The sequence below is a fragment of the Streptococcus oralis subsp. oralis genome (assembly GCF_002096435.1).
Lineage (GTDB): Bacteria > Bacillota > Bacilli > Lactobacillales > Streptococcaceae > Streptococcus > Streptococcus oralis_AA.
On record NZ_NCUI01000025.1, the window covers coordinates 778,040 to 790,692 of the forward strand.

The 12,653-nt window shown below is 41.3% G+C and carries 9 protein-coding genes and 1 pseudogene; all 10 read left to right on the forward strand.

Going from position 1 to position 12,653, the window contains the following annotated elements; all coding sequences use genetic code 11:
• Position 1 precedes the first annotated feature (1 nt).
• Positions 2–880, forward strand: a complete 879-nt coding sequence (gene rsmI, locus B7723_RS10250; RefSeq protein WP_084849292.1) for a 16S rRNA (cytidine(1402)-2'-O)-methyltransferase — start codon at positions 2–4, stop codon at positions 878–880.
• 133 nt (positions 881–1,013) lie between these two features.
• Entirely contained in the window at positions 1,014–2,348 is a 1,335-nt protein-coding gene (trmFO, locus tag B7723_RS10255) for a methylenetetrahydrofolate--tRNA-(uracil(54)-C(5))-methyltransferase (FADH(2)-oxidizing) TrmFO (protein ID WP_084849291.1), read from the forward strand.
• An 83-nt stretch (positions 2,349–2,431) separates the two neighbouring features.
• A complete protein-coding gene (gene pyrH, locus B7723_RS10260) occupies positions 2,432–3,169 on the forward strand; it encodes a UMP kinase (RefSeq protein ID WP_000002996.1) in 738 nt (245 codons plus the stop codon).
• Between the two features lie 7 nt (positions 3,170–3,176).
• On the forward strand, positions 3,177–3,734 hold the full coding sequence (gene frr, locus B7723_RS10265; protein WP_001262235.1) for a ribosome recycling factor: 558 nt from the start codon (positions 3,177–3,179) through the stop codon (positions 3,732–3,734).
• A gap of 59 nt (positions 3,735–3,793) precedes the next feature.
• Positions 3,794–4,648: an RNA-binding virulence regulatory protein CvfB gene (gene cvfB, locus B7723_RS10270; RefSeq protein ID WP_084849290.1), complete on the forward strand. Its 855-nt coding sequence runs from the start codon at positions 3,794–3,796 to the stop codon at positions 4,646–4,648.
• 11 nt (positions 4,649–4,659) lie between these two features.
• A complete protein-coding gene (locus B7723_RS10275) occupies positions 4,660–5,265 on the forward strand; it encodes a GrpB family protein (protein WP_070527326.1) in 606 nt (201 codons plus the stop codon).
• A complete protein-coding gene (locus B7723_RS10280; RefSeq protein ID WP_001232084.1) occupies positions 5,262–5,477 on the forward strand; it encodes a YozE family protein in 216 nt (71 codons plus the stop codon). Before B7723_RS10275 ends, B7723_RS10280 begins: the two co-directional genes overlap by 4 nt.
• Positions 5,478–5,557: 80 nt before the next feature.
• Positions 5,558–6,544, forward strand: a complete 987-nt coding sequence (locus B7723_RS10285; RefSeq protein ID WP_049550008.1) for a PhoH family protein — start codon at positions 5,558–5,560, stop codon at positions 6,542–6,544.
• A gap of 330 nt (positions 6,545–6,874) precedes the next feature.
• On the forward strand, positions 6,875–7,462 hold the full coding sequence (locus B7723_RS10290) for a TlpA family protein disulfide reductase (RefSeq protein ID WP_084849289.1): 588 nt from the start codon (positions 6,875–6,877) through the stop codon (positions 7,460–7,462).
• 61 nt (positions 7,463–7,523) lie between these two features.
• Positions 7,524–12,653: pseudogene (padA, locus tag B7723_RS10295) on the forward strand (LPXTG-anchored isopeptide-forming adhesin PadA); the annotation flags it as partial.

The following is a 12,653-nucleotide window of genomic DNA, read 5'->3' on the forward strand; positions in this document are numbered from 1 at the left end:
CATGCAGATTCAAAAAAGTTTTAAGGGACAATCTCCCTATGGCAAACTTTACCTAGTAGCAACACCGATTGGCAATCTAGATGATATGACTTTTCGTGCCATCCAGACCTTGAAAGAGGTGGATTGGATTGCTGCTGAGGACACGCGCAATACAGGACTTTTGCTCAAACATTTTGACATTTCGACCAAGCAGATCAGTTTTCACGAGCACAATGCCAAGGAAAAAATTCCTGATTTGATTGGTTTTCTGAAAGCAGGGCAAAGTATTGCTCAGGTTTCTGATGCGGGTCTGCCAAGCATCTCGGATCCTGGTCACGATTTAGTCAAGGCAGCCATCGAAGAAGAGATTGCAGTTGTCACAGTTCCGGGTGCCTCTGCAGGGATTTCTGCCTTGATTGCCAGTGGTTTAGCGCCACAACCACATATTTTTTACGGCTTTTTACCAAGAAAATCAGGCCAGCAAAAGCAATTTTTTGACTTAAAAAAAGATTATCCAGAAACTCAGATTTTCTATGAATCGCCCCACCGTGTAGCGGATACGCTAGAAAATATGCTAGAAGTCTACGGTGACCGCTCGGTAGTCTTGGTCAGGGAATTGACTAAAATCTATGAAGAATACCAACGAGGTACCATTTCTGAGTTATTAGAAAGTATTGCTGAAACGCCACTCAAGGGTGAATGCCTTCTCATCGTTGAAGGTGCCAGTCAGGATGTGGAAGAAAAGGACGAGGAGGACTTGTTTTCAGATATCCAAGCACGCATCCAAGAAGGCAGGAAGAAAAATCAAGCCATTAAGGAAGTTGCGAAACTCTACCAGTGGAATAAAAGCCAGCTCTACGCTGCTTACCACGATTGGGAAGAAAATCAAGAAAATGACTAAACAGGGAAGTTTGCCTTCTTCCCTTTTTTTGTTATACTAGTAAAAGAAAAATTAGAAAGATTTGTGGGTGTCAAACAGTCTAGTAGCTTGTTTTGATATGAACTTAGGTTCCACCCAAAGAGGTATTAGTGTCATGTCTCAATCTTATATCAATGTTATCGGAGGAGGTTTGGCAGGTTCTGAAGCAGCTTACCAAATCGCAGAACGTGGTATTCCAGTTAAACTCTATGAAATGCGTGGTGTTAAGTCAACTCCTCAGCACAAAACAGACAATTTTGCAGAGTTGGTTTGTTCCAATTCCTTACGTGGGGATGCTTTGACCAATGCAGTTGGGCTTCTCAAGGAAGAAATGCGTCGCTTGGGTTCTGTTATCTTGGAATCAGCAGAAGCTACACGTGTTCCTGCGGGCGGTGCCCTTGCGGTGGACCGCAATGGTTTCTCCCAAATGGTGACCGAAAAAGTGGCCAATCATCCCTTGATTGAAGTGGTTCGTGATGAAATTACAGAATTGCCGACTGATGTTATTACAGTTGTCGCTACTGGTCCTTTGACCAGCGACGCCCTAGCTGAAAAGATTCATGCCCTCAATGACGGTGATGGTTTCTATTTCTACGACGCTGCAGCGCCGATTATCGATGTCAACACCATCGATATGAGCAAGGTCTATCTCAAGTCTCGTTATGACAAGGGAGAAGCGGCCTACCTCAACGCTCCAATGACCAAACAAGAATTTATGGATTTCCATGAAGCCTTGATCAATGCGGAAGAAGCACCGCTCAATTCGTTTGAAAAAGAAAAGTACTTTGAAGGTTGTATGCCTATTGAAGTCATGGCCAAACGTGGCATTAAAACCATGCTTTATGGTCCTATGAAACCAGTCGGTCTGGAGTATCCAGACGATTACACAGGCCCTCGTGACGGGGAGTTCAAAACACCGTATGCTGTTGTCCAGCTTCGTCAGGATAATGCGGCTGGTAGCCTCTACAATATCGTCGGTTTCCAGACCCACCTCAAATGGGGAGAACAAAAACGTGTCTTCCAAATGATTCCAGGTCTTGAAAATGCGGAGTTTGTTCGCTATGGGGTCATGCATCGCAATTCTTATATGGATTCACCAAATCTTCTTGAGCAAACCTACCGTTCTAAGAAACAACCAAACCTCTTCTTTGCTGGTCAGATGACGGGTGTGGAAGGCTATGTTGAGTCAGCAGCTTCAGGCTTAGTTGCTGGAATAAATGCCGCTCGTCTCTTCAAGGGAGAAAGTGAGGCTATTTTCCCAGAGACAACAGCGATTGGCAGTCTGTCTCATTACATCACCCATGCGGACAGCAAACACTTCCAACCCATGAATGTCAATTTCGGTATTATCAAGGAGTTAGAAGGCGAGCGTATCCGTGATAAGAAGGCTCGTTATGAAAAAATTGCAGAGCGTGCTCTTACTGATTTAGAGGAATTTTTAATGGTCTAATTTTTTTGAAAGAATTGCTCATGATACTATAAAAATCTTAGAAATTGTGATAAAATAGGTAGGATAAAAAAAGGAGAGTAAAAATGGCGAACCCCAAGTATAAACGTATTTTAATCAAGTTATCAGGTGAAGCCCTTGCCGGTGAACGTGGCGTAGGGATTGATATCCAAACAGTTCAAACAATCGCAAAAGAGATTCAAGAAGTTCATAGCTTAGGTATCGAAATTGCCCTTGTTATTGGTGGAGGAAATCTCTGGCGTGGTGAACCTGCTGCAGAAGCAGGAATGGACCGTGTTCAGGCAGATTACACTGGAATGCTTGGGACTGTTATGAATGCTCTTGTGATGGCAGATTCATTGCAACAAGTTGGTGTCGATACGCGAGTGCAAACAGCCATTGCTATGCAACAAGTTGCAGAACCTTACGTACGTGGACGTGCCCTTCGCCACCTTGAAAAAGGTCGTATCGTTATCTTTGGTGCCGGAATTGGTTCACCTTACTTCTCAACAGATACAACAGCGGCTCTTCGTGCAGCTGAAATCGAAGCAGATGCCATTCTGATGGCTAAAAATGGTGTCGATGGTGTTTACAATGCCGATCCCAAGAAAGACAAGACAGCCGTTAAGTTTGAAGAATTGACCCACCGTGATGTTATCAATAAAGGTCTTCGTATCATGGACTCAACTGCCTCAACCCTCTCTATGGACAACGACATTGACTTGGTTGTCTTCAACATGAACCAACCAGGCAACATCAAACGTGTCGTATTTGGTGAAAATATCGGAACAACAGTTTCAAACAATATCGAAGAAAAGGAATAAGAAAATTATGGCTAATGCAATTGTAGAAAAAGCAAAAGAGAGAATGACCCAGTCTCACCAGTCACTTGCTCGTGAATTTGGTGGTATCCGTGCCGGTCGTGCCAACGCAAGCTTGCTAGACCGTATCCATGTAGAATACTATGGAGTCGAAACTCCTCTTAACCAAATCGCTTCTATTACTATTCCAGAGGCTCGTGTCTTGTTGGTAACACCATTTGACAAGTCTTCATTGAAAGACATCGAACGTGCCTTGAACGCTTCTGACCTTGGTATCACACCAGCTAATGATGGTTCTGTGATCCGCTTGGTTATCCCTGCTCTTACAGAAGAGACTCGTCGTGACCTTGCCAAAGAAGTGAAGAAGGTCGGTGAGAATGCTAAAGTGGCTGTCCGCAATATCCGTCGCGACGCTATGGACGAAGCTAAAAAGCAAGAAAAAGCAAAAGAAATCACTGAAGACGAATTGAAGACTCTTGAAAAAGATATTCAAAAAGTAACAGACGATGCTGTGAAACACATCGACGACATGACTGCCAATAAAGAAAAAGAAATCTTGGAAGTCTAAAAATAAACAGAAAAACTCAGTTGGCATTGCTGGCTGAGTTTTATTCGAAAGAAGGAAATATGAATACAAATCTTGCAAGTTTTATCGTTGGACTTATCATCGATGAAAATGACCGTTTTTACTTTGTGCAAAAGGATGGTCAGACCTATGCTCTTGCTAAGGAAGAAGGTCAACACACAGTAGGGGATACGGTCAAAGGTTTTGCCTACTCGGATATGAAGCAAAAACTCCGCTTGACCACTCTAGAAGTGACTGCCACACAGGACCAATTTGGTTGGGGAACCGTAACGGAAGTTCGTAAAGACTTGGGTGTCTTTGTCGATACCGGTCTACCTGATAAGGAAATCGTTGTGTCACTCGATATCCTCCCTGAGCTCAAGGAACTCTGGCCTAAGAAGGGGGATAAACTCTACATCCGTCTTGAAGTGGACAAGAAAGACCGAATCTGGGGACTCTTGGCTTATCAAGAAGACTTCCAACGTCTGGCTCGTCCTGCCTACAACAACATGCAGAACCAAAACTGGCCAGCCATTGTTTACCGCCTCAAGCTATCAGGAACTTTTGTATACCTACCAGAGAATAACATGCTTGGTTTCATTCACCCAAGTGAGCGCTACGCAGAGCCACGTTTGGGGCAAGTGTTAGATGCGCGTGTCATTGGTTTCCGTGAAGTGGACCGTACCTTGAACCTATCCCTCAAACCACGTTCCTTTGAAATGTTGGAAAATGATGCCCAGATGATTTTGACCTACTTGGAAAGCAATGGCGGTTTCATGACCTTGAATGATAAGTCATCTCCTGATGACATCAAGGCAACCTTTGGCATCTCAAAAGGCCAGTTCAAGAAAGCACTCGGAGGCTTGATGAAGGCTGGTAAAATCAAGCAAGACCAGTTTGGGACAGAGTTGATTTAAACCTTATAGACATGATAAAGAAACTTGAAGAAATGAGTTTAGAGGAACTCTGGCAACTTTTTCCAATTTTTCTAGTAGAGCACAAGTCAGAGTGGAAAGACTGGTATGAATCGGAAAAAACAAGTCTGAAAAAAATATTGGGTGCAAATGTTATTAAAAGAATAGAACATATCGGTAGCACTGCTATCCCTAATATTTGGGCTAAAAATATCGTTGATATTCTGTTAGAAGTAGGTAGAAAAGAGGATTTAGCAAGAGTTAGGGATTTATTAGTGAAGAATGGTTGGCTAGTGATGTCGGAAAGTCCTAACAGGATTTCGCTAAATAAAGGCTATACAGAGCAGGGATTTTCTGAGAAAGTTTTTCATTTACATTTGCGAATGACGGGAGATCATGACGAGATTTATTTTAGAGATTATCTCTGCCAGCATCCAGATATTGCCCAAGCGTATCAGGAATTAAAACTAAGTTTGTGGAAAAAATTTGAACACAATCGAGACGCCTATACTGATGCGAAAACGGATTTTATAAACCACTACGTTTCAGAGGCTAAGTCCAGTAATTTTCAAGAATCAGAAAAGTGTCATCAAAAAACTCTTGATAGGAGAAAGAATTGAGAAAATCATTTTACACTTGGCTCATGACCGAGCGCAATCCTAAAAGTAACAGTCCTAAAGCTATCTTGGCAGACCTCGCTTTTGAGGAGTCAGCTTTTCCAAAACACACGGATGATTTTGATGAGGTGAGTCGCTTTTTGGAGGAGCATGCCAGCTTCTCTTTTAACCTAGGAGACTTTGACGCCATCTGGCAAGAATACTTAGAACACTAGAGACAATGAGATGAGGCTAGTATTTTATTGTTCTCTTTGCTATAATAAAAAGAAATAAACGGATTAGAGAGGTTCTTTATTTGAAGGAACATTCAATAGACATTCAACTAAGTCATCCAGATGACTTGTTCCATCTTTTTGGTTCTAATGAGCGCCATCTTCGTTTGATGGAAGAAGAGCTCGATGTGGTGATTCATGCCCGTACGGAAATTGTCCAGGTTTTGGGAGAAGAAGCTGCATGTGAGGAAGCCCGTCAGGTTATCCAAGCCTTGATGGTCTTGGTAAATCGAGGAATGACCGTTGGCACGCCAGATGTGGTGACTGCGATTAGCATGGTCAAGAACGATGAAATCGACAAGTTTGTCGCCCTTTATGAAGAAGAAATCATCAAGGACAATACTGGGAAACCGATCCGTGTCAAAACCTTGGGTCAAAAGCTTTATGTGGACAGTGTCAAACAGCATGATGTGACCTTTGGAATCGGACCTGCAGGGACAGGGAAGACCTTTCTTGCAGTGACCTTGGCAGTAACTGCCCTTAAACGTGGGCAGGTCAAGCGGATTATCCTTACTCGTCCAGCAGTGGAAGCAGGTGAGAGTCTAGGATTTCTTCCAGGTGATCTCAAGGAGAAGGTGGATCCTTATCTTCGACCAGTTTACGATGCCTTGTATCAGATTCTCGGGAAAGACCAAACGACCCGTCTCATGGAGCGTGAAATTATCGAAATCGCGCCCCTTGCCTACATGCGTGGGCGGACCTTGGACGATGCTTTTGTCATTCTCGATGAGGCACAAAATACGACCATCATGCAGATGAAGATGTTCCTGACTCGTTTAGGCTTTAATTCGAAGATGATTGTCAATGGAGATATCAGCCAGATTGACCTACCACGCAATGTTAAGTCCGGTTTGATTGATGCTCAAGAAAAGCTCAAGAATATTCACCAAATCGACTTTGTTCATTTTTCAGCCAAGGATGTGGTTCGTCATCCAGTTGTCGCTCAAATCATACGAGCTTATGAACCAGCTCCAGTTAAGGTTGAAGAAAAGAACCAAGAGACAGAATAGCAAAAAAGAGCAGTTCAGATGCGAACTGCTTTTAAGTTGCCCTGTATAAAAAGTTGTATGGCTAATTTATTATAGACAGAATAATGATGATTTTAATCTGAAGTTGGTAAAAATCTAGAAATATTAGTGCTGAAACCTCCACATTTAAGTTAACTTATTATAAATTTTATTTTTTCTTAATTTTCTTAGCAATTAATAGGAAAAATTACGATAAAATTTATTGAAATAAAGATTTCAAAATGATAAAATGATATTCGGGTTAGAGTGGGCTTATGTCCAAAATTTGAAAGTACCTAACTCGCTTTCACATCTTAATAGAAAGGAGATATTATGAAAAAAGACAAGTGGTGGCTTCCATTTTTAGCAGTAGGAGTCATCATAGCTTTAGCGGTGGGTTTAATTTATTTCACTAGACCCACTAAGGATGGAGATATAGGAACGTCTTCAGTTTCGCAATCGACTTCAAGTGATGAGAACAATTCAGCTTTGAGTTTAAAAGGTCAACAACTTCCAGAATTTAAAATGACCTCTCAAGATGGAAAATTGATTGCTATCTCGGAACTGTATGATAAACCTATATTAGTTGTCGAATGGGCTAGTTGGTGTCCGCATTGCCAGAAACAACTACCCATTGTTCAGCAGATGTATGAAAAGTATGGAGATCAAATTCATTTTGTTCTTCTGAATATGAACGAACCAGGAAAAGAAACAAAGGAAACTGCTGATCAGTATATCAAAGAAAAAGGATATACTTTCCCGTATTATTATGACGAAGATCAGTCCGCAGCCGATCTTTTACAGGTTCAAACCATACCAAGTATGTATCTTGTGACAAAACAGCAACAGGTAAAGAATGTATTAGTAAATCATACCACTGCTGAAAATTTCTCGAAAGAGTTACAAGAACTGCTAAACTAACATACATTCATTTCGGAAAAAAGGAGGAAGAAGAAATCGCAATAGGATTTCAGAGAAAATTATGAGAGATTTCATTAAAAAGGTCTCCATTCTGTTTACGATTCTGTTTCTCTCTGTGCCATTAGGATTAGCTAGTTTACGTTTCGGTCGTGGTGCGGCTGATGAAACTGAGGTAATTCGAGTAGGAGATAATACGGAAATTATCCAGAATGGATGTTATCGTAAGATAAAGAAATCGGACAAAACAAAGTGGACAGTTCCACGTAAACCGGTCGACTTAGTTATTCTTCAGGATGCGAGTGGATCGTTCAAGAACACCATTCCTAATGTCCAAAATGCCTTAAAAACATTGACAACATTTGTCAGTGAAGAAAATTATGATGAGAATAATCCACGTTTGGTTAAGACTGATAACCCGGATACATCAGACCGAGTTATGATGGCAACCTTCCAAGGTGCGGATGGATACAACTATTACTACAATAATGATTTTACAGGTCGTAAAGATACTTATGGTAGTTGGGGACCTGATTATGATTACAAATACAAGTCTAGCAACTTGTCTTCAGATCAAAATGATATCCATCAATTCATTAATAATATTAAGGTAGCAGGAGGAACCCCTACAGTTCCAGCTATTGACGATGTCATTGCTCAATATAATCAAAGAAAAGGGAATATGGCTAACGGTCGTAAGACCATCTTCCTTTTGATTACGGATGGAGTTGCCAACGGGAAACGTGACCCGGATGGTAAGGTTCGTCTAGAGTACAGCGACTATCGCAACAATATTCTTACACGTGCTTGGAATTTTGATGAGCTAACTGAAGCATCTCAAAACGTTTTAGGGCGAGTGAAAGAGGTTAAGGAAGCATCTACAAGACTTCAAAATGTTGTTGGTTCCGAAGGGACTGTAGTAGTAGGTTTCTGGGAAGACGTATCAATCTTTGCAAACTCTAAAGCTCAGTATTATGACACATATAAAGAAGGTTATTCAAAATACTTTGATATCGGTGACAACCGTTCAGTTCAAGATATCTTCCATGAAGCATTAGAGGGGATGGCTTCTCCAGCTAAAAATATTAATGGTAAGAATGTTTCTTTCTATGTTAATGAACAAAGCGATATCAATAAGTTCTCAAGTCGAGTTCTAGAATCTGTTGGAGCTGCGTTGATTAAGGAAGACATCAAGGGTGAGTTTACTGTTACACCTGGATATAAGGTGGATGCTGTTCGAATCAATGGCAAGACTGTTGTTGAAAAAGTCACAGATCCATCAAAACAAATTCGTGGTCGAATCAATCAAGAAGGTGACAATGTCACAATCTATGTACCCGATAGTGTCTTCAATCCAGGTAATAACAATTTCGACTATGATTTGAGTAAGGAAGCTCGTGCTCCTGAAACGAATGAAGAGGATGAAGTTGATCCGCCAGCTGATTATAAACCTGTAAAAGAAGAAGTTACAGTTCCTGAGTTGACTGGTGTCTTCAAGACGGGTGAATTTACAACTCAAAAAATCGGTGGCCGTAATGAAAAAGTTGAAGTTCAAAAACTCGAGTACTGTTACCCAAGTGTCACTAAGAGAATTACCGACGCAGATAAGAGTAATGACTTAGGAGAAATTGATGACCCGCTTGGTTTGACAAAGAAAAAAGCCTATTCTGCACAATTGTCAGACAAGGCAGAGGAGTTCACCTATACTCTTGATTACAACTTCAATAACGTAGCCTACGAATTTGAAAAGAATGTCATGTTGACAGACCCACTTGACTACCGTTTGGAAGTGGTTGAAAGTTCAGCTACTGGACCAAATGGAGAAAAATGGACCACTCGTGTAGTTAGTCAAGATGATTCAGAAGGCAACCCTCAAAGTGTCGTGGTTGCGGATGTTCCTGCTAAAGGATCCAACTACAATTACTTGGTATTGAAGAAAGCTCAAATGACCATTAAGGTTCGTTTGAAAGAACAATACCGCAATAATCAATCAAGTAAAGAATTCATGGCTCTCCTTCAGGAAAGTAATGGATTTGGTCTCCTAAACCAAGGGAACATCATGTGGAATGGTGATGACAATCAACCAAACCAAGATGCGCATGCCAAGACAGATACCAAACCAAGTACCATTCGCCGTTCAAATCCAGTTTATGTGAAACCTCCAGTTGTAACCGAAATTACGAAGAAGGTTAATGACAAAGAACATGAAGATTTGAAGGCAGAAGAGGAACTCTTTGAGTACAAGGTGACTGCTCCATGGCCAGGTATTGCGGACAACTTTACGCTGACAGATACAGTTGTTCCAGAGTTAGAAGTTCAAGCAGATAGTTTGAATGTAAAACTCGGTGGAAAAGATAACGCTGATTTGAAAGGTGCGACAACTGTTTCAGGTCAAACCGTTTCGTTGACACTAGACAAAACTAATCTTGAAAAAATCACTCGTAAAGTGAATCGCCGTAAGGTGAAAGACATTCAATATGTAGAATTAACCTTTAAGGCGAAAATCCGTAAAGGTGCTGATCTTTCTAAATACAAGAAAGATGGTCAAGTAAAAGTACCAAATACAGCGGATGTGATCTTGAACGATGTGAAACAAACATCTAACGAAGTAACGGTTACCCCACCAAAACCAAAAGAACCAACGATTGATAAGAAAATCAATGAAAACTTGGATAGCTTCCAAACGTTTGATGGGCAACCATACAACTACAACATTACAACAGCAGTACCAAGTGATGTTGCTAATTACAAGAAATTTGTGATTCGTGATACACTGGATGCTAATTTGGAACTTGCAGGAGACGTAAGTATTAAAGGTTCTGCAGCGGCCCTCTTTGATATCCACACCAATGGCCAAGAGATTACGGCAACGGTGAAGGATGGTCAGTTTGGTGAACTTGCAAAATACTCAACTGTTGAACTAGTCATTCCTGCAAAAGTTAAAAATGGTGTGACAGGTACAACCATTGAAAACAAGGCCTCTATTTCCTTTACAAATGAGAATAATGTAGAGAAAGAAGTTGAATCGAAACCGGTCACCGTAACGCCACCTCCTGTAACGAAGAAGATCAATGAAACTCTTGATCACTTAGATATCGCGACAGGTCAAGCGTATAACTACAACATTAAGACAAAACTTCCAACCGATATTACAGATTACAAGAAATTTGTGATTACAGATACACTTGAAGGAGATTTGTCAGTTATCAATGAAACTTCAAGCAAACCAGTTATCAAAGGAGCAGCTGCAGCCTTCTTCGATGTAACAGTTGAGGGTCAAACCGTGACTGCAACGATGAAGGACTTTGCGAACGCTACAGACCTTGCTGGTCAAGAAGTGGAATTGATTATTCCAGCTAAGATCAATGATGGAGTGACTCGTATCAACATTCCAAATACTGCGAAGTTCAGCTTCACAGATAAGAACGATCATAGCGGAGAAAAAGAAACGAAACCTGTCACCGTAACTCCTCCATCAGAACCAGGTGTTGATAAGAAAATCAACGAAACACTGACAGAGGCAACAATCGGTGCGGAAACCGACTTTACTTATAATATCAAAGCGAAATTGCCAAATGATATTACAACGTACAAGTCCTTCGTTGTAACGGATACCTTGGATGAGAACTTGACTCCAGGTCAAGCTGAAATCAAGGGAGCTGCAGCGAAATTCTTCGATGTAACAGTTCAAGGTCAAACCGTGACTGCAACGATGAAAGATTTTGCGAATGCGGGTGACTACGGTAACCAAGAAGTAGAGCTCGTGATTCATGCCAAAGTGAAGAAAGGCTCAACTGTTCCATCTATTGAGAACAAAGCTAAGATTACTTATACCAACAAGAATGACCAACAAGGTGAGAAAGAAACCAAGCCGGTCACTGTTACACCACCACCAATCACGAAGAAGGTGAATGGTCAGGAACACGCAGATCTTGGTAAGTTATCAGAAATCTTCACGTATACGATTGACTCAACGGTTCCACATGTGGCAGATAGCTTCACCATTTCAGATGATATCGTCAAAGAATTGGCATTTGAAGGAGAAGCAACGGTCACTGTTGATGGCCAAGCTGTTCAAGACCTCACTGTAACAACAGAAGGTCAACGTTTGACGGTTACATTTGGTAAAGAGCAGGTGAAACAATATGCTGGTAAAGCTGTACAAGTTTCATTTAAGGCTAAGGTGAAGGAAGGCATTACCTTTGATGCACTTTTAGCGGCTTATCCAAATGAATCAAAAGACAAGCCGGTAGTACCAAATACTGCTAGCTACATCATTAATGATAATCCTGATTCTAAGAAAGAATCAAAACCAGTTACCGTTACACCACCACCAACCACTACTCCAGAGCTTAAGAAGGAAGTAAACGGAGCAGAACGTTATGATCTTGCAAAACGTAATGAAGAATTTACTTATACTTTGAAAACAACAATGCCTGCCAGCGCAACTGTGTTTGAGATGACAGACGAGTTGAAAGAAGTTCTAGAATTTGTTGGTGAGAATGCTTCAGCCACTGTTAAACTTGATGGTGAGGATGCAGGATCGAAGGCGACAGTGACACTTTCTGGTCAAGTCATCAAAGTTGCCTTTACAGAAGCTTCTGTCAAAGCAGATGCAGGTAAGTCAATTGAAGTGAATTTCAAGGCTAAGATTAGAGATAATGCCAACTTATCAGCTTATGTGAATAAAGATGGTAAGACAGAGATTCCGAATAAGGCTTCTTATGATATTGATCATAATCCAAAATACCACAAGGACTCTAACGAAGTCCCAGTAACGCCACCGACTCCAGAAGAGCCAGAGATCAAGAAAGATGTGAACGGCAAGGCAGAAGAAACCCTCGCAAAACGTGATGAAGTCTTCACTTATAATGTGAAAACAACAGTAGCGCAAGATGCGACAGCCTTCAGCGTAACCGATAAGATCGAAGATGTTCTTGAGTTCGCAGGAACTTCAAGTGCTAAATTGAATGGTCAAGCTCTTGATGCAAGTCAAATCAAGGTAGAAGGACAAACCATTACCTTGACGCTTACAGAAGACCAAGTGAAAGCCAATGGCGGTCAAGCCGTTGAATTAACATTCGACGCGAAAATCAAAGCCGGCGCTAACTTGTCCGCATATGTGAAGGAAGACGGCCGTACACAGATTCCGAATAAGGCTTCTTATGACGCAAGCTTCCCACACAAACCAGGT